The following is a 19,875-nucleotide window of genomic DNA, read 5'->3' on the forward strand; positions in this document are numbered from 1 at the left end:
CACCCGGGTGGTGCGCGCCAGCCGCACCGCGTAGTCGACCACCCGGTCGTCGACGCGGACGAACGACACCATGCGCTGCAGCGCCAGCACCGAGCGCTCGTCCAGCCGCGGCTGGATGGCGTCGAGCGGGAACTGGTCGCCGGTCAGCTGCTCGGTGGTGCGGCGCACGATCGAGGTCTCTTCCTCCTGCGACGGGTAGCCGACGTCGATCTTGAACAGGAAGCGGTCGAGCTGTGCCTCGGGCAGCGGGTAGGTGCCCTCGGTGTCGACCGGGTTCTGCGTGGCCAGCACCATGAAGGGCTTGGCCAGCGGCAGCGTCTGGCCCTCGATCGTCACCTGGTACTCCTGCATCACTTCCAGCAGCGAGCTCTGCGTCTTGGCCGGTGCGCGGTTGATCTCGTCGGCCAGCAGCAGGTTGGTGAAGACCGGCCCGCGGTGCACGCGCAGCGCACCCACCGGCGCACCGGGCTCGCCGCGCGCCTCCAGCACCGAGTGGCCGGTGATGTCGGACGGCATCAGGTCGGGCGTGAACTGCACGCGCGCATAGCTCAGCGTCAGGGCCTTGGCCAGCGTGCGCGCGAGCAGCGTCTTGCCGAGGCCCGGCACGCCCTCGATCAGCACATGGCCGCTGGCCATCAGCGCGACCAGGATCTGGTCGACCGCGAGCTGCTGGCCGACGACGGCCTTGCCGACCTCGAGGCGCAGTTCGTTCAGCAGTTCGGCGGCACGCGCCAGGTCGGTGGGTTTGATTTGCATGGGACGGGTCCTCAGGAAACAGGGGCCGGCACGCGCTCGGCCAGGCGGCGGCGCGCGGTTTCGAGCAGTTCGAGCGTGGGCGGCAGGTCGATGCGGCGGCGCGGGATGCCGCGGTCCAGCGCCAGGCCGAGCGCGGCGGCATCCAGCCCCGTCAGCCGGGCGATGGCGGCGGCCCGCGCGCTGCGTTCGAGCTGGTCGTAGCGCATCACGTGCAGGCGCGCGGTCTCGTCGAGCGCGCGCAGCTGCGCGGCATGCAGGCCGAGCGGGCCGTGGCGCCACAGGAAGCGCGCGGTGCCGGTGACCTGCTCGGCCATCGAGCGCCGCCCGGCCGGCAGCGCCACCACCAGCGGGCCGAAGCGCGGCGCCGCACGCCACCACGCCAGCAGCAGCGCCAGCCCGCACAGCAGCAGCGCCGCCGCGCCGGTCTGCCACAGCCAGCGCATCAGCGGCGTGCGCGATTCCTCGTCGACGATCCACAGCACCTGGCCGCGACGCAGCTGCAGCGCGGCCGCGGCGATCAGGCCGTTGTCGCCGCGCGTCAGCTGCTTGTTGCCGCGCAGGTCCCAGCCGGCCAGCACGGTGACGCTGCCGCGGCCGTACGGCACGCGCAGCACCTCGATGCCGCTCGCGTCGTCGAGCTGCCAGCTGGCCGGCACCTTGGCTTGCAGCCGCGGCCAGGGCTCGCGCGCGCAGCTCATGAAGCGGCGCGCCGGCGGGAAGGCCGGCGCCACCGATTCGGGTTCGCCGACGGAGCGGCAGGCCGGGCCCTCGCGCAGCCGCTTCAGGATCTGGTCGACGTCCGGCGTGCCGCCGCGCGACGGCCGCGATGCGGCGGGCGCGGGGGGAGCGGGCGCCGGCGCTTCTTCATCGTCGTCCGGCTCGTCCATGTCTTCGTCCGGCGCCGAGGCGGCCGGCGCGGGCCGCGCCGTGCGTGCCGGCGTCTGCGAGCGCACCGGCAGCCACGCGGCCAGCTGCGATTCGTTCAGGTCGGTGCCCGGCAGCACCAGCTGCCCGCCCTGCTCGACCCATTCGCGCAGGCGCTCGCCGCGGCCGGGGAAGATGCCCCACTGCCAGGTCGCCAGGTACACCGTCGCACGCGCCGGCGGCATGCGCGACAAGCCCCTGGGCGTCTCGACCTTCGCACCGAGCCGGCGCGCCAGGTCCTGCAGCGCGAGCATGTCGTTCTTCGCGGCCTCGTCGCTCTGCGGCGTCGGCACCTCGGTGTCGACCCACTCGGTGCACGATGCGAGCCACAGAACGCCGCCGGCCAGCGCGAGGGCCACGCCCAGGCGCAGCAGGTTGTCGCGGTTGAGCCAGCTCATGCCGCCACTCCCGGCGACGGCACGCCCAGCAGCCCGTCGAACTCGTTGCACAGCTGGACCACCGCCGGCGTCTCCGGCAGGCGCCCGCCGTACACCGCCAGCTGCCATGCAGCGACCAGCCGCGCGACGTAGTCGGCGCCCACCGGCCGCAGCGCGCGGCGCGCCAGCGCGACGCACTCGCCCTCGGTGCTGGCGGCACGGATCGGCAGCTGGTGCGCATGCACCAGGCGCGACAGCGCGCCGCGGTACAGCAGCGACAGCGCCGCGCGGTGCTCGCCGCGCAGCCACATCGCCGACGCGGTCGCGCCGATGTCGGCCGGCAGGCTCTCGGGGCGGATGTCGAGGTCGCGCACGTGGCTGGGCAGCGCCGCCGGCCGCTGCGGCGCGGCGCCGGCACGCTCGCGGATCCAGTGCCGCAGGCCGACCAGCAGCAGGGCCACCAGCAGCGCGCCGACCGCCCACACGACGACGCGGCCGACCGAGGTGACCCAGCCCACGAAATCGCGCAACCAGGCCAGCCAGCCGGGCATGCCGCCGCGCTCGGGCGGCTTGGCCTGGTCCGGCTCCCGGGGCTTGAGGCGCCAGGTCTTCTCCGTCTTCGTGCCGCCGAAGCGCGGATCCTTGCGCAGCGTCGCCAGTTCGGCCTCGATCGCGTCGCGCGAGGGCCGGTCGGGATCCACCGCGACGGCGGGCGCCGAGGCCGCCGCCGGCGGCCCGTCCTGCGCCCGCGCCGCGCCCGTGCCGAGCAGCGCCGCCGCCAGCAACCATGCCGCGCTAGAACGCACGGCGGAACTCCTGCTCGATGTCCCAGGCCTCGAGCTGCACGCGGCGGTTCAGGTACATCGCGAAGCCGGCGCCGACGTAGAACGGCTCCAGCACCAGCACCACCAGCGCGTAGCCGGCGGCCGTCGCGAACGCGGCCGACCCGCCCTCGCCCTTCAGCCAGTTCCAGCCCTCGCCGCGCAGGCCCTCGGGCACCAGCAGGAACGCGAAGGCGAACAGGCCGAAGCACAGGAAGGCCTCGGCATGCGCGAACGCCAGGTGCATCGCCGTCGCCGCGCCGCGCTGCGAGCGCAGCAGCTGCGCGCGGCGCTGCCGGTTGGCCTTGCCGCGCTGCCCTTCGAGCTGGTAGATGGGCTGCGTGAACGAACGCCACGGCGACAGCCGGCGCCACAGCAGCGTGCTGAACAGCTGGCCCCACCAGATGCTGCGCTGCGCCTGCCACAGGTCGACGAAGCGGGTCGACTGGCCGAAGGCAGCGCGCGACAGCACGAACAGCACGCTGCGGTCGAGCCAGGGCTTGAGCCAGAAGATCAGCAGGCTGGGCAGCCAGCCGGCGATCTCGAAGCTCGACAGCGACAGCGCGAACACCGCCAGGAACACCGGCGTGCAGGTGGCCCACACCGAGCGCGCATTGGCCTGCACCAGCCGCACGCCCAGGTCGCCGGCCTCGTGCATCGGGCGCGGCCGCAGCTCGAGCGCGATCGCGTCAACCTGCATCAGGCGTCCCCTTGGCGTCGATGGCCGCGCGCGGCCGTCCCTGCCAGCCCAGGTAGGCGATCACCAGCGCCCAGCACGCCGCGCCGACGCCGTACTTGACCTCGGGCGCGACCCAGCGCGCCGACGACCAGAAGGCCTCGACCGCGGCGGCGATCAGCAGGAAGGCGATCACGCCGTACATCACGACGATGGCATCGGCCGACGCATGGCGCAGCGCAGCCAGCCGCGTGCGCCGGCCCGGCGCGAGCAGCGCATGACCGATGCGCAGCCCGGCGGCGCCCGACATCACGATGGCCGTCAGCTCGAAGGCCGAGTGCGTGACGACGAAGGAATAGAAATCGGTGCTGTAGCCGCGCGCCGTCAGGTAGCCGGCGACGGCGCCGCCCTGCAGCCCGTTGAAGACCAGGAAGAACACGCTGCCGAGCCCGCCGAACAGCCCGCCCGCGAAGCACTGGAAGCCGATGCCGATGTTGTGCTGGATGTAGAAACCGAACATCTGCCAGTCGGTGTCGGCGCTGCGCGGCTTGCCGATCGAACCGGGGCCGGGGCCGTACATCTGGTCGAAGTTGCGCACCTGATCGGCGTCCATCAGGTGCAGCACGAAGCCCGGGTCGCGCCAGCAGGCCCAGCCCACCAGCAGCGTCGGCACCAGGAACAGCAGCGTCGCCACCAGCAGGTAGCCGCGGTGCGCGCGCACGCTTTGCGGGATGTCGACCAGCACCAGTCGGCGCAGCCGCCCGATGCCGAAGCCGGGCTCGTGGCGGCGGTAGATCAGCTGGTGCGCGCGGCGCGTCAGCTCTTCGAGGCGCTGCGTCATGCCGATCGGGTAGGCGCGCGCCTGTGCCAGCGCCAGGTGCTCGCAGGCGCGGCGGTACAGCACGCTGAGGCGGGCGCCGTCGATCGCGCCCTTCTTCTTGTCCGCCTTCCTGTCGGCGCGCTTGCGCGCCGGCGAGCCCTCGGCGCGCTCCAGCATCGCCTGCAGCTCGTCCCACTGCGGCGCATGGGCGGTCTCGAACTGCAGCGGCGTCATCGCGCGCCGTCCCCGCGCCGGCCCAGCAGCCAGTGCGCGACGCCCAGCAGGCGCTGGCTGGCGTCTTCGCGCGTGCCCTCGTCGCCGGTGGCCGATTGCGCCAGCACCGCCAGCTCGTCGAAGCGCGCCGGCGTCAGCCGCTTCGCGCGCATCGCCCAATTGACGATGGCCGCCTGCTCGCGCAGCGCGAGCGCCCGCGCCGGGGGGCGCGGCGGCGCGTCGGGCAGCGCGCCGTGCAGCTCCACCGTGCCGGCGTGCACCACCAGCGTGCCGGCCGCCATGTCGCCCAGGCGCTTGAAGTCGGGCCGCCACAGCATCGCCAGCACGCCGAAGGTGTAGAGAAAGGGCATGAAATCGGCGGCGCGCAGCAGGTTGCGGATGATCGACGCGGCCGGCGTCACCGGCAGGCCCGAGTCCATCACCACCTGCAGTCCCAGCATGCGCTTGCCGGGCGTCGCGCCGCGCAGGCTGAGCTCGAACACCACCGGGTAGAACCACTCGAGCAGGAAATACACCATCAGCTGCAGCCCGGCGCCCAGGCCGCCGCCCCAGTTCAGCGCGATGGACGCGATGAAGAAGATGACGATGCGGAGGCCGAAATCCGCCGCGAACGCGAGGAAGCGCGGCACCAGGCCCGCCGGTCGCAGCGGCAGCGCAATGCCCTCGGGCGTTTCGGCGGTGGTCAGCGTATCGAGCGGCACAGGTGGCGCGGATTCTAGGTGCAGAATCGGCTTCGCCGTCGGAGGTCTCCCCATGAACGCACCCATTCCCGCCCACCTGCTGCCCCAGCTCGATCCGCGTCCGGTGCCGGCCGCGATGGTCGAGGCGCTGAAGGCGCGTTTCGGCGAGCGCTGCTCCACCGCGCTGGCGGTGCGCCAGCAGCACGGCCGCGACGAGTCGCCGTTCGACGTGCCGCCGCCCGAGGTGGTGGTGTACTGCGAGAGCACCGAAGAGGTGGCCGAGGTGGTCCGGCTGGCCGATGCGCACGCGGTGCCGGTGATCCCCTATGGCGCCGGCTCGTCGCTCGAAGGCCACCTGCTGGCGGTGCAGGGCGGCGTCAGCATCGACCTGACGCGCATGAACCGCATCCTGTCGGTGCGGCCGGAAGACCTCAACGTCACCGTGCAGGCCGGCGTCACGCGCATGCAGCTGAACAACGAGATCCGCCATGCGGGCCTGTTCTTCCCGATCGACCCGGGGGCCGACGCGACGCTGGGCGGCATGAGCGCGACGCGCGCGAGCGGCACCAACGCCGTGCGCTACGGCACGATGCGCGACAACGTGCTGGCGCTCACCGTCGTCACGCCGCAGGGCGAGGTGATCCACACCGGCACGCGGGCGCGCAAGTCGTCGGCCGGCTACGACCTGACGCGGCTGATGGTAGGCAGCGAAGGCACGCTGGGCGTGATGACCGAGATCACGCTGAAGCTGTACCCGCTGCCCGAGGCGATCTCGGCCGCCACCTGCAGCTTCCCGAGCATCGACGCCGCGGTGCGCACCACCATCCAGCTGATCCAGGTGGGGGTGCCGATCGCGCGCTGCGAGCTGCTCGACAGCCATGCGGTGCGCGCGGTGAACCGGCACGACAAGCTGGTGCTGCCCGAGTCGCCGCTGCTGCTGATGGAGTTCCACGGCAGCGCGGCGAGCGTGGCCGAGCAGGCGGCCACGGTACAGGAGATCGCGTCCGAGTTCGGCGGCGAGGGCTTCCAGTGGGCGACCACGCCGGAAGAGCGCACGAAGCTGTGGACGGCGCGCCACCGCGCCTACTTCGCCGGCCTGCAGATGAAGCCCGGCAGCCGCACCGTCACCACCGACACCTGCGTGCCGATCTCGCGCCTGGCCGAGTGCATCAACGACAGCGTCGCCGAGGTCGAGGCCTCGGGGCTGATGTACTACATCGTCGGCCACGTCGGCGACGGCAACTTCCACCTCGCCTACCTGATCGACCCCGACAAGCCCGAGGAGCGCGAAACCGCCGAGCGGTTGAACCTGCAGCTGGTGCAGCGCGCGCTGCGGCTGGACGGCACCTGCACCGGCGAGCACGGCATCGGGCTGCACAAGATGGGCTTCCTGGTCAGCGAGGCGGGGGCCGGCGCGGTCGACATGATGCGCACCGTCAAGCGCGCGCTCGACCCGAAGAACATCATGAACCCGGGCAAGATCTTCACACTGTGAACACTCGAAACGGCGCGGAAATGAGCGCACGAACCCGGCTCGCCACAAAGAACCCGCTCGCCACAAAGAACCCGTTCGCCGCACAAGCCCCGTTCGCCATACAAACCCCGTTCGCCCTGAGCTTGTCGAAGGGCCGGGCCGAGCCTGTCGAGGCCACGGTGGACGAGCACCGGTGCCGCCGGCACGCTTCGGCTGCATCCCTTCGACACGGGCCTTCGGCAAGCTCAGTCCCTGCTCAGGGCGAACGGCTCCCATCCCCGTTCGCCACACAAACCCCGTTCGCCCTGAGCTTGTCGAAGGGCCGGGCCGAGCCTGTCGAAGCCCTGGTGGATGCGCACCGGCGCCGCCGGCACGCTTCGGCTGCATCCCTTCGACACGGGCCTTCGGCAAGCTCAGTCCCTGCTCAGGGCGAACGGCTCCCATCCCCGTTCGCCATACAAACCCCGTTCGCCCTGAGCTTGTCGAAGGGCCGGGCCGAGCCTGTCGAGGCCACGGTGGACGAGCACCGGCGCCGCCGGCACGCTTCGGCTGCATCCCTTCGACACGGGCCTTCGACAAGCTCTGTCCCTGCTCAGGGCGAACGGCTCCCATCCCCGTTCGCCACACAAACCCCGTTCGCCCTGAGCTTGTCGAAGGGCCAGGCCGAGCCTGTCGAGGCCACGGTGGATGCGCACCGGCGCTGCCGGCGCGCGCAGCGCAAACGGTCCCTCGCTGCTTCCTGAGGGAGTGCGCCCATCAGCCTCTTCCTGCTCAAGCGCAGTGCCGGCTTCCTCGCGACGCTGCTGGCCGCCTCGGCGCTGATCTTCGCGCTGCTGTCGCTGCTGCCCGGCAGCGCGGCCGACGTGCGACTGGACACCACGGCGACGCCCGAAGCGCTCGAGGCGCTGAACCGCCAGCTCGGCCTCGACCAGCCGCCGCCGGTGCGCTACGCCCGCTGGCTGGCCGGCCTCGCGCGCGGCGACCTGGGCCACAGCGTGGCCTACGACACGCCGGTCGCCGAGCTGATCGCCGAGCGGCTGCAGGTCACGCTGCCGCTGGCGCTGGTCGCGATGGCCTTCACGACGCTCGCCGCGCTCGCGCTCGGCGTGTATGCCGCCGCCCGGCACCGCCGCCTCGGCGATGCCGGCGTGATGGCGCTCAGCCAGCTCGGCATGGCGGTGCCGAACTTCTGGTTCGCGATCCTGCTGATCCTGGTGTTCGCGGTGAAGCTGCAGTGGTTTCCGGCCGGCGGCTTCGCCGGCTGGGACGACGGCGCGGTGCCGGCGCTGCGCTCGCTGCTGCTGCCGGCGGTCGCGCTGGCGGCGGTGCAGGCCGCCATCCTCGCGCGCGTGACGCGCAGCGCGGTGCTGGAGGTGATGCGCGAGGACTTCGTGCGCACCGCCCGCGCGCACGGCCTCACGCGGCGCGCGGTGCTGTGGCGCCATGTGCTGCGCAACGCGCTGGTGCCGGTGCTGACGGTGATGGGGCTGCAGTTCGCCAACCTGATCACCGGCGCGATCGTCGTCGAGAAGGTGTTCGCGCTGCCGGGCCTGGGCCTGCTGGTGTTCCAGGCGATCGCCAACCGCGACCTGCTGGTGGTGCAGGACGTCGTGATGCTGTTCGCCGCCGCGGTGATCGCGATCAACTTCGCGGTCGACCTGCTGCTCGCCGCGCTCGACCCGCGGCTGAAGGCGGCGCACCGATGAGGCGCCACCCGAGCTTCGTCGCTGGCGGCGTGCTGGTCGCGCTGTGGCTCACGGCCGTCCTGGTGTCGCTGGCGTGGACACCGTACCCGCCGGCCGAGATCGACATCCCGAACAAGCTGCTGCTGCCGTCGGCCGCGCACTGGCTGGGCACCGACAGCCTGGGGCGCGACATCGCGTCGCTGCTGCTGGCGGGCGCGCGCACCTCGCTGCTGGTGGGGGTGGCCGCGGTCGGGCTCGGCGCGCTGTCCGGCACCGCGCTCGGCCTGCTGGCGGCGGCGCGGCGCGGCTGGCTCGACGAGCTGCTGATGCGCTGCGCCGACTTCAGCTTCGCGTTCCCGGCGCTGCTGACCGCGCTGATGCTGGCGGCGCTGTATGGGCCGGGCGTGTCGACCGCGGTGGCCGCGATCGGGCTGTTCAACCTGGCGGTGTTCGCGCGCATCAGCCGGTCCGCGGCCGGCGCGGTGTGGTCGCGCGACTTCGTGCTGGCGGCGCGCGCCTGCGGGCGCAACCGCCTGCAGATCACGCGCGACCATGTGCTGCCCAACATCGCGGCGGTGCTGATCGTGCAGGCGACGATCCAGTTCGCGGTCGCCATCCTGGCCGAGGCGGCCCTCAGCTACCTGGGCCTGGGCGTGCGCCCGCCGCAGCCGAGCTGGGGCCGCATGCTGAACGAGGCGCAGGAGTTCATGTTCCAGGCGCCGCAGCTCGCGCTATACCCGGGCATCGCGATCGCGCTCAGCGTGCTCGGCCTGAACCTGCTGGGCGACGGGTTGCGCGACCTGCTGGACCCGCGCCTGGCGCGGGAGCGCTGATGGACGCCGCGCTGCTCGAGGTCACCGGCCTGCGCGTGTGGCTGCCGTCGGCGCGCGGCGAGGTCGAGGCGGTGCGCGGCGTCGACCTGCGCATCGCGCGCGGCGAGACGGTCGGGCTGATCGGCGAGAGCGGCTGCGGCAAGTCGATGACCGCGCTGGCGCTGATGGGCCTGCTGCCCGACGCGGCGCGGGTCGGCGGCAGCATCCGTTTCGACGGCCACGAGCTGGCCGGGCTGGACGATGCCGCGATGTGCCGGCTGCGCGGCCAGCGCATCGCGATGGTCTTCCAGGAGCCGATGACGGCGCTCGACCCGCTGCAGCCGCTGTGGAAGCTGGTGTCCGAGCCGCTGCGCGTGCACCGCGGGCTGGACGCACGCAGCGCGCGGGCCGAGGCGCTGCGCCTGCTCGACCGGGTGCGCCTGCCGCAGGCGGCGCAGCGGCTGGATGCGCATGCGCACCAGCTGTCGGGCGGCCAGCGGCAACGCGTGATGATCGCCGCGGCGCTGGCCTGCGGGCCGCAGCTGCTGATCGCCGACGAGCCGACGACGGCGCTGGATGCGTCGCTGCAGCGCGAGGTGCTGGAACTGCTCGGCACTCTGGTGGCAGACGCCGGCATGGCCTTGCTGCTGATCTCGCACGACCTCGCGCTGATGGCGCGCAGTGTCGCGCGGGTGCTGGTGATGTACGCCGGGTCGGTGGTGGAGGAGGGGCCGGCGGCCGACGTGCTCGCGAGGCCGGCCCATCCGTACACGCGCGGGCTGATCGCCGCGCGGCCGCGGCTGGGCGCGCCGCGCGGGGTGCGCCTGGCGACGATCCCGGGCCGCGTGCCGGAGCTGGCCGACCTGCCGGCCGGGTGCCCGTTCTCGGATCGGTGTGGATGGGTGATCGAAGCGTGCCACGCGGGCCTGCCGGCGCCCGTCGAGATCGGCCCGGGTCACGCGGCCCGCTGCATTCGAGCCGACCAACTCCCTGAATCCGCTCGCCCTGAGCTTGTCGAAGGGTTGCAGCCGCAGCGCGCCGGTGGTGCGGCTGCACATCCACCAGGGCTTCGACAGGCTCAGCCCGACCCTTCGGCAGGCTCAGGGCGAACGGGTTCGGTCAACGGGTTCGGTCACTTGTAGCCCATCGACTGAGGCAGCCACAGCACGATCTGCGGAAACAGCGTCATCGCCAGCAGCAGCAAGAGCAGCATCACGATGAACAGCCAGCCCTCGCGCAGCATGTCCTTGATCGGGATGCCGGTCAGCGCGTTGGTCACGAACAGCAGCATGCCGAACGGCGGGTGGATCAGCCCGATCATCATGTTCAGCACGACCACGACGCCGAAGTGCACCAGGTCGATGCCCAGCGACTTCACCATCGGCAGCAGGATCGGCACGAACACCAGCAGCAGCACCGAGATGTCCATGAAGCAGCCGAGCACCAGGAACAGCAGGTTCACCAGCAGCAGGAACGAGGTGCGCCCGAGATCGAAGCCCGACAGCCACGCCGCCAGCCCCTGCGGCACCCCTTCGGCGGTGAATGCGTAGTTCATCATGAAGGCACCGGCCAGGATCATCGTGATCACCGCGCTGGAGCGCGTCGACTCCAGCACCACGCCCCACAACGTGCGCCATGTGAGCGCCCTGTACACCACGCCGGCCAGCACCAGCGCATGCAGCGCGGCCACCGCGGCCGCCTCGGTGGGCGTGAAGATGCCGGTGTAGATGCCGGTCAGCAGCAGGACCGGCAAGGACAGCGGCAGGGCCCCGCGGAACAGGATCTGCGGCCACTCGCGCAGCGGCACCTTGTCCTCGCGCGGCATGTTGCGCCGCACCGCGATGAACTGCACCACGCCCATCATCAGCAGCGCCATCAGCACGCCCGGCACCACGCCGCCGAGAAACAGCGCCCCCACCGAGCTGCCCGACACCAGCGCGTAGATCACCATCGGGATCGACGGCGGGATGATCGGCCCGAGCGTCGCGCTCGCCACCACCACCGCGCCGGCGAAGCCGGGCGAGTACTCGGGCTTCTTCAGCATCTGGCGGATCGTCACCAGCCCCGGCCCGGCCGCGTCGGCGATCGCGCTGCCGCTCATGCCGGAGAACACCACGCTGACCAGGATGTCCACCTGCGCCAGCCCGCCACGCAGCCGCCCGACCAGGATGCGGCAGAAGTCGAAGATGCGCTCGCTGATGGTGCCGGCGTTCATCAGGTTGGCCGCGAAGATGAACAGCGGCACCGCCAGCAGCACGTAGCTGTTGTACAGCCCGTTCAGCACCTGCTCGGCCGCGAGGCCGACGTCCTGCCGCTTGACGACCAGGTAGGCGATGCCGCTGGCGATCATCGAGAAGCCGATCGGCGCGCGCAGCACGAAGCCGGCGACCAGCACGCCGACCAGGGTCCACAGTGCGGCCGTCATTCGGCCAGCCCGCCGCGTGCCAGGTGCCACAGCGTCCACGCGCTGCGCACCACCACCGATGCCAGCATCAGCGCGAACGGCAGGAACACCCACATGAACGGCAGCCCGAGCACCGGCGTGCCCTCGCGCGCCATGAAGTGGATGTAGTCCCAGCTGGCCGGCAGCGCCCACGCCGCGAGCCCGCCGAACAGCAGCGCGCCCATGATGCGGAAAGCCCGCCGCACGCCACCCGGCATCGCGTTGTAGACCAGGTCGAAGGCCACGTGCTCGCGCTGCGGCACCATGAAGGCCGTGGCCCACAGGATCACCCAGACGTACAGCACCACCGCCAGCTCGTCGGTCCAGGGCAGCGGCCGCTGGAAGCCGAAGCGCGCGACGACCTGCACGATGAAGACACCGAACAGCAGCACGAACAGCCCGCCGCCGACCGCCTCGGCGACGCGCTTGCACCCCCGCATCACGAGCGCGTGCCGTTGATGCGCTCGAGCAGGCCCTGTGGCCAGGCCTTCGCGTAGTCGGACGCCGCATAGGCCTGCTGCACCGCCTTGCGGAAGGCGTCGACGTCGGGCGTCGTCACCTGCAGGCCCTCGTGCTTGAAGAAGTCGACGAGCTGCGCTTCTTCCTTCAGGCGGTTGTCGTTGTTGTACTGCGCCGCGGCCTGCGCAGCCGCCTTCAGCTTCTGCTTCTGCGCCGCGCCGAGCGCGTTCCAGGTCTTGTTGGCCACCGCGATGAAGACGCCGTCGACCAGGTGGCTGGTGAGCACCAGTTGCCTGGTGACCTCGTAGAACTTGGCGGCGCGCACGGTGGGCAGCGGGTTGTCCTGGCCGTCGATGGTGCCGGTCTTCAGGCCCAGGTAGACCTCGCCGAAAGCCAGCGGCGTCGGCGTCGCGCCCAGCGCCTCGCCGAGGAACAGCCATTCCTTCGAGCCCGGCATGCGCAGCTTGACGCCCTTCAGGTCGGCCGGCGTCGTCACCTTGCGCGTGTCGCGCAGGTTGACCTGGCGCGTGCCCAGGTAGGCGGTGGCGAGCACGGTGACGTCGAGCTTGTCGGACACGCGCTTGAACATCTCGTCGCCGATCGGCCCGTTGAACACCGCCTGCTGGTGCTTCGGGTCGCGCAGCACGTAGCCGGCGGTGAAGATCGAGAACTCGGGCAGCAGCTTGGCGATGTCGAAGGCCGAGATCGACGCCAGCTCCAGGTTGCCGCGCGCCATCGCGGCCGGCTCGGCGCCCTGCTTGAACAGCGCTGCGTTCAGGTTGACCTGCACGTCGAACTCGCCGGGTGCGCTCTTGTCGAGCGCGTCTTTCAGCACCGTCCACATCTTCGCGTGCCAGTCGTCCGGCACGGCGGGGGTCGAGATGCGCAGCAGCGTCTTGTTCTGGGCCCACGCCGGCACGGCGGACAGCCCGGACAGGGCCAGCCCGGCGGCGAAGCGGCGGCGTTGCGAAGCAAAGGTCATGCAGTCTCCAGGGTTCCTTGGGTTGTCAATCGACATCGACGTCCAGCGCGATCGGCTTCAGCTCGTGCTGCAGTGTGTGCATCCGGTCCAGCGTCAGCGCGACCAGCGGCGCGCGCACGCGCAGCCAGCCGGGCTCGCCCGTCAGGGCCGCCATGATGCCCTTGAGCGCCGGTGTCAGCGCGTAACCGCCGAGCATCGCCAGCAGCAGCTCGACGCGCGACAGGTCGTGCGGCGTGTTCGGCGCGTCGGGCCGGCCGGCCAGGCGCTGCACCACGTGCGGCATGAAGTTGGCCAKCCCGCTGATGGCGCCGGTGCTGCCGCGGCGCGCCAGCTCGGGCAGGTCGGGTTCGTGGCCGGTGTAGACCGTCATCGTCTCCATGAAGGCATCGGCCATCGCCAGCGAATGCGCGGTGTCGCCGCTGCTGTCCTTCAGGCCGACGATGGTCTGCGGGTACAGGCGCTTCAGCGTCTCGATCACCTTGCGCGACAGCCCGACGCCGCTGACCTGCGGGATGTGGTACAGGTACAGGCGCAGCCGCTCGTCGGCCGCGCCGTCGATCACGTGGCGGTAGCTGTCGATCACGCCCTGGTCGGACACGTTCTTCAGGAAGAAGGGCGGCAGCATCAGGCAGCCGTGGGCCCCGACGGCCAGCGCATGGCGGGTCAGCGCCAGCGTGTCGGTCAGCGCGGCACAGCCGGTGGACACCAGGATCTGCGCCGCCGGCACGCCCTCGCCGATCAGCGCATCCACCGCATCGCGGCGCTCGGCCACCGAGAACGACGGCCCCTCCCCGGTGGTGCCGAAGGGCACGACGCCGCCGCAGCCCTTGTTGTGGATCAGCGCGCGGGCATGCAGGCCCAGGCGGTGGTGGTCGATGCCCAGGTCGGGCTTCAGCGGCGTCAGCAGCGCCGGCCAGATGCCGTGGAACGAGGCGGATGCGGCAGGACTCGTCATGATGGATCTCCCCTTGTCGTGGGAGCGGGCCGGCGCGGCTCCCCTCGCGCTTTCGATCGGTGTCGTCAGTCCAGGGCGACCACGCCCTTGCGCAGCAGCAGGTTGCCGTACTTGCGCTGTTCGCCGGTGCGCAGGATCACGAAGGCCCGCTTCGCCTGCTCGTAGAACGCGAAGCGCTCCAGCGTGGCCGGCTCGCGCTCGCCGGCGGCGCGCAGCAGGCTGCGGAATTCGGCCACCGGCGGCGGCACGGCGCGCGCGTCGCCGACCACCTGCATGGTCCAGGCGGCCTCCGGCACGAAACCGTCGAGCGGGAACAGCGGCAGCAGCGCGCGCAGCACGGCCGGGGCATCGGCGCCGGCGATCTGCACCAGGCGGGCGCCGGCCTGCTGCGCCACCTGCGCGGCGGGGAAATTCGCGTCCACAATCGCGAGGTCGTCGCCATGGCCCATGCTGGCCAGCGCGTGCAACGCGTCCGGCGTCAGCAGCGGGGAAATGGTCTTGAGCATCGCAATATCCTTGGAAAGAGGGCGGTTTGCCATGGTAGGCGCCGCCCCCGCAGCCTTCAGCGGGACAAACCCTTCCGCGCATCATCACCACTCCGCCGGGAACCTGCCATGAGCTTCGCCAATGCCCTGACCCTGAACGTCGCCGAATCGCTGCCGCACGACGCGAAGCGCGCCACGCTGGTCGGCCGCCTGTGGGTGCCCGGCGCCGGGCCGACCCTGGTGACGCTGGCCGGCGACGACCTGCACGACCTGTCGACCGTCGAAGCCACCTGCAGCCAGCTGCTGGAGCTGGACGACCCGGTGTTCACGATCGAGTCGGCGCTGCGCAACGGGCAGGCGCCGCGCATCGCGTCGTACGAGGCGGCGCTGGCCAACAGCGACGAGGCCCGGCGCGACGGCACGCAGGCCTGGCTGATGGCGCCGTGCGACCTGCAGCCGGTGAAGGCGAGCGGCGTGACCTTCATCGCCAGCCTGCTGGAACGGGTGATCGAGGAGCAGGCGCGCGGCGACGCGGCCAAGGCCGACGCGATCCGCCGCTCGCTGACCGGCATCCTCGGCGGCAACCTGGCCGGCATCGTGCCGGGTTCGCCGCAGGCGGCCCAGGTGAAGGCGGTGCTGATCGAGCAGGGCGCCTGGTCGCAGTACCTGGAGGTGGGCATCGGGCCGGACGCCGAGATCTTCACGAAGGCGCCGCCGATGGCCGCCGTGGGCACCGGGGCCGACGTCGGCATCCACCCCGGCTCGTCGTGGAACAACCCGGAGCCCGAGGTGGTGCTGGCGATCGACAGCCGGCGCCGGGTGCTGGGCGCCACGCTGGGCAACGACGTGAACCTGCGCGATTTCGAGGGCCGCAGCGCGCTGCTGCTGGGCAAGGCGAAGGACAACAACGCATCGTGCGCGATGGCGCCGTTCATCCGGCTGTTCGACCGCCATTTCACGATCGACGACCTGCGGCGCTGCGAGATCGCGCTGCGCGTCGAAGGGCCGGACGGCTTCCGGCTGGAAGGCCGCGACACGCTGGCGAAGATCAGCCGCGATCCGCTCGACCTGGCGGCGCAAGCGATCGGGCCGAACCACCAGTACCCGGACGGCGTGATGCTGTTCCTCGGCACGATGCTCGCGCCGACGCAGGACCGGCTGGGCCCGGGCCAGGGCTTCACGCACGTGCTGGGCGACGTGGTCACGGTGTCGTCGCCGGCGCTGGGCGGGCTGGTGAACCGGGTGCGGCGCTGCGACGAGATCGCGCCGTGGCGCTTCGGGTTGACGGCGCTGATGCGCAGCCTGGCGGCGCGGCAGCTCCTCGATTGATGCTGCTCGAGCTGCAGGACGTGACCCGCCGCTACGCGCTGCCGCGCGAGCGGCTGCTGCAGCCGGCGCCGCAGGTCGAGGCGTTGCGCGGCGTCAGCCTGCAGCTGCAGGCCGGGCGCAACCTGGGGATCGTGGGCGAATCGGGCTCGGGCAAGTCGACGCTGGCGCGCATCGCGATGGCGCTGGAGGCGCCGACGAGCGGGCGGGTGCTGTTCGACGGACGCGACCTGAACGCGCTGGCGCCGGCCGAGTTGCGCGCGGCGCGGCGCGATTTCCAGATGGTGTTCCAGGATCCGTACGGCTCGCTCGACCCGCGGCAGCGCGTCGGGCGCATCGTGGCCGAGCCCTTGCCGGCCGGCACCGCCGATGCGGCGCAGCAAGTCGCGCAGGCCCTGGACGCGGTCGGGCTGCGCGCCGCCGATGCGGCGAAGTACCCGCACGAGTTTTCCGGCGGCCAGCGCCAGCGCATCGCGATCGCGCGGGCGCTGGTGACGCGTCCCAGGCTGATCGTCGCCGACGAGCCGGTCAGCGCGCTCGACGTCTCGGTGCAGGCCCAGGTGCTGAACCTGATGCACGACCTGCAGCGCCAGTTCGGCGTGACCTACCTGCTGATCAGCCACGACCTGGCGGTGGTGGACCACCTGTGCGAGGAGGTGCTGGTGATGCAGGCCGGCCGGGTGGTGGAGCAGGGCAGCTCCGAAGCGGTGTTCAGGGCACCGCAGCACGCGTACACGAGGGCGCTGGTCGCAGCCGCGTAGCCCGGATGCCAATCCGGGTCGGCCCTGCCCATGCGCTCCCGGATTGGCATCCGGGCTACCATCTTCCGATGAACGCCGCCCTCAAGACCCTCGCCACGCTGCTGCTGTGCACCGCCGCGCTCGCCGCTGCCCAGTCGCGCAAGGACAGCGCCGTCATCGGCATCACGCTCGAGCCGCCCGGCCTCGACCCGACCACCTCGGCGGCCGCGTCGATCGGCGAGATCGTCCACTACAACGTGCTGGAAGGCCTGACGAAGATCAACGTCGATGGCAGCGTGACGCCGCTGCTGGCCGACAGCTGGAGCATCGACCCCGACGGCCGGCTCTACACCTTCAAGCTGAAGAAGGGCGTCAAGTTCCACGACGGCGAAAGCTTCGACGCCTCCGACGTGAAGTTCAGCTTCGAGCGCGCCAAGGCCGAGGGCAGCACCAACAAGGCGAAGAAGAGCACCTTCGACAACATCAGCCGCATCGAAACGCCCGACCCGTCCACCGTGGTCCTGGTGCTGTCCAAGGCCGACGGCAACCTGCTGTTCCGCCTCGGCGAGAACACCGCCGTGATCCTCGACCCGAAGAGCGCACCCACCACCGCCACCAAACCCGTCGGCACCGGCCCGTTCCGCTTCGACGGCTGGTCGCGCGGGTCGTCGGTCACGCTCGCGCGCTGGGACGGTTTCCGCAACCCGGCCGCCATCAAGCTGAAGAAGGTGACCTTCCGCATCATCAACGACCCGTCGGCGCAGGTGGCCGCGCTGCTGGCCGGCGACGTCGACGCGATCCCGCGCTTCCAGGCCGCGCAGAGCCTGGGGCAGTTCCAGAACGACCCGCGCTTCGCGGTGACCATCGGCGGCACCGAGGGCAAGACCATCGTCAGCATCAACAACCGGCGCAAGCCCTTCGACGACGTGCGCGTGCGCCGCGCCATCGCGATGGCGATCGACCGCAAGGCGGTGATCGCCGGCGCCCAGGAAGGCTACGGCGCGCCGATCGGCAGCCACATGGTGCCGATCGACGCCGGCTACGTCGACCTGACCGGCGTGAACCCGTACGACCCCGACAAGGCCCGCGCGCTGCTGAAGGAGGCCGGCGTCGCGACGCCGCTGAACGTGACGCTCACGCTGCCGCCGCCGCAGTACGCGCGCAAGGGCGGCGAGATCATCGCGGCCCAGCTCGCCAAGGTGGGCATCGTCGCGAAGATCGACAACGTCGAATGGGCGCAGTGGCTGTCGGGCCCGTTCAAGGGCAACTTCGACCTGACCGTCATCAGCCACGTCGAGCCGCTGGATTTCGCGGTCTACGCCGACCCGGCCTACTACTTCGGCTACGACAGCAAGGCCTACAACGAGATCATCGTGAAATACAACGCCAGCACCAACCCGAAGGAGCGGCTGCGGCTGCTCGGCGACGCGCAGCGCAGGCTGGCCGACGACGCGGTCAATGCCTTCCTGTTCCAGCTGCCGCAGTTCATGGTGGCCAACAAGCGGCTGAAGGGGCTGTGGAGCAGCTCGCCGGTGTTCGCCAACGACATGGGCGCGGTGAGCTGGCAATGACCGCGCTCGCCCAGCTGAGCGCGCAGGAGCTGCTGGCGGCCTATGCGACGCGCACGCTGTCGCCGCTCGAGGTGACGCGTGCGGTGCTGGCGAACATCGAGGCCTGGGAGCCGCGCCTGTGCGCCACCTATGCGCTCGATGCCGCGGCCTCGCTGGCGCAGGCCGCGGCGTCCGAGGCGCGTTGGCTCGCGGGCACGCCGCTGGGTGCGCTCGACGGCGTGCCGGCGATGATCAAGGAGAACATCGCGACCCGCGGCACGCCGGTGCCGCTGGGCACTGCCGCCACCGAGCTGGTGCCGGCGGCCGCCGATGCGCCGCCGGCCGCGCGGCTGCGCGAAGCCGGCGCGGTGATCCTCGGCAAGACCACGATGCCCGACTACGGCATGTTGTCGTCCGGGCTGTCGAGCTTCCATCCGCTGGCGCGCAACCCCTGGGACCTGCGCCGCAACCCGGGCGGCAGCAGCGCCGGTGCGGCCGCCGGTGCCGCGGCCGGCTACGGCCCGCTGCACCTGGGCACCGACATCGGCGGTTCGGTGCGCCTGCCGGCCGGCTGGTGCGGCATCTTCGCGCTCAAGCCCAGCCTCGGCCGCATCCCGATCTTCCCGCCCTACGCCGGCCGGGTCGCCGGGCCGATGACGCGCACGGTGGTCGATGCGGCGCTGATGATGGGCGTGCTGTCGCGGCCCGACACGCGCGACACGACGAGCCTGCCCTGGCAGGACATCGCCTGGCACCGGCTGGAGCGCCCGCTGCGCGGCCTGAAGCTCGGCCTGCTGATGGACGCCGGCTGGGGCCTGGCGGTCGAGCCCGAGGTGCGGGCGGCGGTCGAGGCCGCCGCGCGCGCCTTCGAGGCGGCCGGCGCGATCGTCGAGCCGGTGGCGCCCTTCATGACGCGCGAGATGATCGACGGCATGGACCGCTTCTGGCGCTGTCGCGCCTGGATGGACATCGCGGCGCTGCCCGAGGCGCGGCGCGACAAGGTGCTGCCCTTCATCACCGAGTGGGCGCGCGGCGGGGCCGGATTGAGCGGTGCGCAGGTGTTCCACGGCTACAGCCAGATGGGCGCGATGCGCGAGGCCGCGGTCGCCGCCTGCCGGCCCTTCGATGCGCTGCTGTCGCCGACCGCGCCGTTGCCGGCCTTCGCGGCCGAGCTGCCCTGCCCGACCAACGACCCGGCGCTGCCCTTCGAGCACATCGCGTTCACGCTGCCCTACAACATGAGCGAGCAGCCGGCCGCCAGCATCAACTGCGGCTACAGCGCCGACGGCCTGCCGATCGGCCTGCAGATCGTCGGCGCGCGGCACGACGACCTGGGCGTGCTGCAGCTGGCGCGCGCCTGGGAACAGCTGCGGCCGGCGCAGCGCCCCTGGCCCGCAGCCCGCCCATGAACACGGACCTGCGCGGCAACCCGGTCGGCACCGCCTCGGCCGAGGCCTTGGTGCACGCCGAGACCGCGCTGTGGCGCATGGCCTCGTTCTTCGACACGCCGCTGGCCGACCTGGACGCCGCCGCGGCCGCCGATCCGCAGTGGCTGATGCCGCAGGTGATGCGCGCGAACTTCCTGGTGTCGCTGACCGAGCCGGTGCTGCTGGGCAAGGCGCGGCTCGCGCTGCGCTCGGCCGACAAGCTGGCCGCGCAGGCGCCGTGGCGCGAGC

Annotated in this window: 19 protein-coding genes and 1 pseudogene; 9 read left to right on the forward strand and 11 right to left on the reverse strand. The window is 71.8% G+C overall.

Features of this window, described 5'->3' with window-relative positions:
- The 6 genes from AC1DYN_RS26455 to AC1DYN_RS26480 all read right to left on the reverse strand — a co-directional run.
- Positions 1–756 (reverse strand): AAA family ATPase (locus tag AC1DYN_RS26455; protein WP_477964660.1); only part of this gene is annotated, 756 nt, incomplete at its 3' end.
- A gap of 11 nt (positions 757–767) precedes the next feature.
- A complete protein-coding gene (locus AC1DYN_RS26460; RefSeq protein ID WP_477964662.1) occupies positions 768–2,078 on the reverse strand; it encodes a DUF4350 domain-containing protein in 1,311 nt (436 codons plus the stop codon).
- Positions 2,075–2,863 carry a DUF4129 domain-containing protein gene (locus AC1DYN_RS26465; RefSeq protein ID WP_477964664.1) on the reverse strand — a complete coding sequence of 263 codons (789 nt, stop codon included), beginning with the start codon at positions 2,861–2,863 and terminating at the stop codon, positions 2,075–2,077. Before AC1DYN_RS26465 ends, AC1DYN_RS26460 begins: the two co-directional genes overlap by 4 nt.
- Positions 2,853–3,578 (reverse strand): hypothetical protein, encoded by a 726-nt coding sequence (locus AC1DYN_RS26470; RefSeq protein WP_477964666.1) that lies wholly within the window; start codon positions 3,576–3,578, stop codon positions 2,853–2,855. Before AC1DYN_RS26470 ends, AC1DYN_RS26465 begins: the two co-directional genes overlap by 11 nt.
- Complete coding sequence (locus AC1DYN_RS26475) at positions 3,568–4,608, reverse strand: stage II sporulation protein M (protein ID WP_477964668.1); 1,041 nt, start codon at positions 4,606–4,608, stop codon at positions 3,568–3,570. Before AC1DYN_RS26475 ends, AC1DYN_RS26470 begins: the two co-directional genes overlap by 11 nt.
- Positions 4,605–5,309 (reverse strand): RDD family protein, encoded by a 705-nt coding sequence (locus tag AC1DYN_RS26480; protein WP_477964670.1) that lies wholly within the window; start codon positions 5,307–5,309, stop codon positions 4,605–4,607. The genes AC1DYN_RS26475 and AC1DYN_RS26480 overlap by 4 nt, the downstream gene beginning before the upstream one ends.
- A gap of 52 nt (positions 5,310–5,361) precedes the next feature.
- Between AC1DYN_RS26480 and AC1DYN_RS26485 the strand changes: the two genes are divergently transcribed.
- From AC1DYN_RS26485 to AC1DYN_RS26500, 4 genes are all read left to right on the forward strand, one after another.
- Positions 5,362–6,783 (forward strand): FAD-binding oxidoreductase, encoded by a 1,422-nt coding sequence (locus tag AC1DYN_RS26485; protein WP_477964672.1) that lies wholly within the window; start codon positions 5,362–5,364, stop codon positions 6,781–6,783.
- A gap of 734 nt (positions 6,784–7,517) precedes the next feature.
- Complete coding sequence (locus tag AC1DYN_RS26490; RefSeq protein ID WP_477964695.1) at positions 7,518–8,468, forward strand: ABC transporter permease; 951 nt, start codon at positions 7,518–7,520, stop codon at positions 8,466–8,468.
- Positions 8,465–9,280: an ABC transporter permease gene (locus AC1DYN_RS26495; protein ID WP_477964674.1), complete on the forward strand. Its 816-nt coding sequence runs from the start codon at positions 8,465–8,467 to the stop codon at positions 9,278–9,280. The genes AC1DYN_RS26490 and AC1DYN_RS26495 overlap by 4 nt, the downstream gene beginning before the upstream one ends.
- Positions 9,280–10,401, forward strand: a complete 1,122-nt coding sequence (locus tag AC1DYN_RS26500) for an ABC transporter ATP-binding protein (protein ID WP_477964676.1) — start codon at positions 9,280–9,282, stop codon at positions 10,399–10,401. The genes AC1DYN_RS26495 and AC1DYN_RS26500 overlap by 1 nt, the downstream gene beginning before the upstream one ends.
- On the opposite strand, the gene AC1DYN_RS26505 is transcribed toward AC1DYN_RS26500, so the two are convergent.
- From AC1DYN_RS26505 to AC1DYN_RS26525, 5 genes are all read right to left on the reverse strand, one after another.
- On the reverse strand, positions 10,392–11,684 hold the full coding sequence (locus AC1DYN_RS26505; protein ID WP_477964678.1) for a TRAP transporter large permease: 1,293 nt from the start codon (positions 11,682–11,684) through the stop codon (positions 10,392–10,394). The two genes, AC1DYN_RS26500 and AC1DYN_RS26505, sit on opposite strands and share 10 nt — an antisense overlap.
- A complete protein-coding gene (locus tag AC1DYN_RS26510) occupies positions 11,681–12,142 on the reverse strand; it encodes a TRAP transporter small permease (RefSeq protein ID WP_477964680.1) in 462 nt (153 codons plus the stop codon). Before AC1DYN_RS26510 ends, AC1DYN_RS26505 begins: the two co-directional genes overlap by 4 nt.
- The gene (locus AC1DYN_RS26515; protein ID WP_477964682.1) at positions 12,142–13,143 is read right to left on the reverse strand and encodes a sialic acid TRAP transporter substrate-binding protein SiaP; all 1,002 of its coding nucleotides are present in this window, start codon (positions 13,141–13,143) and stop codon (positions 12,142–12,144) included. The genes AC1DYN_RS26510 and AC1DYN_RS26515 overlap by 1 nt, the downstream gene beginning before the upstream one ends.
- Positions 13,144–13,168: 25 nt before the next feature.
- On the reverse strand, positions 13,169–14,098 hold the full coding sequence (locus tag AC1DYN_RS26520) for a dihydrodipicolinate synthase family protein (protein WP_477964684.1): 930 nt from the start codon (positions 14,096–14,098) through the stop codon (positions 13,169–13,171).
- 65 nt (positions 14,099–14,163) lie between these two features.
- Positions 14,164–14,604 carry an RbsD/FucU family protein gene (locus AC1DYN_RS26525; protein ID WP_477964686.1) on the reverse strand — a complete coding sequence of 147 codons (441 nt, stop codon included), beginning with the start codon at positions 14,602–14,604 and terminating at the stop codon, positions 14,164–14,166.
- A gap of 108 nt (positions 14,605–14,712) precedes the next feature.
- Here AC1DYN_RS26525 and AC1DYN_RS26530 point away from each other — a divergent pair, with 108 nt between their 5' ends.
- From AC1DYN_RS26530 to AC1DYN_RS26550, 5 genes and pseudogenes are all read left to right on the forward strand, one after another.
- Positions 14,713–15,912 carry a fumarylacetoacetate hydrolase family protein gene (locus AC1DYN_RS26530; RefSeq protein WP_477964688.1) on the forward strand — a complete coding sequence of 400 codons (1,200 nt, stop codon included), beginning with the start codon at positions 14,713–14,715 and terminating at the stop codon, positions 15,910–15,912.
- Positions 15,912–16,670, forward strand: a complete 759-nt coding sequence (locus AC1DYN_RS26535; protein ID WP_477964690.1) for an ATP-binding cassette domain-containing protein — start codon at positions 15,912–15,914, stop codon at positions 16,668–16,670. Before AC1DYN_RS26530 ends, AC1DYN_RS26535 begins: the two co-directional genes overlap by 1 nt.
- A gap of 68 nt (positions 16,671–16,738) precedes the next feature.
- Entirely contained in the window at positions 16,739–18,220 is a 1,482-nt protein-coding gene (locus AC1DYN_RS26540) for an ABC transporter substrate-binding protein (protein WP_477964692.1), read from the forward strand.
- A complete protein-coding gene (locus AC1DYN_RS26545; RefSeq protein WP_477964694.1) occupies positions 18,217–19,608 on the forward strand; it encodes an amidase in 1,392 nt (463 codons plus the stop codon). The genes AC1DYN_RS26540 and AC1DYN_RS26545 overlap by 4 nt, the downstream gene beginning before the upstream one ends.
- A pseudogene (locus AC1DYN_RS26550) lies at positions 19,605–19,875 on the forward strand (tetratricopeptide repeat protein); the annotation flags it as partial. The gene AC1DYN_RS26545 and the pseudogene AC1DYN_RS26550, both read left to right, overlap by 4 nt.

Source organism: Rhizobacter sp. P2_D12 (genome assembly GCF_056404395.1).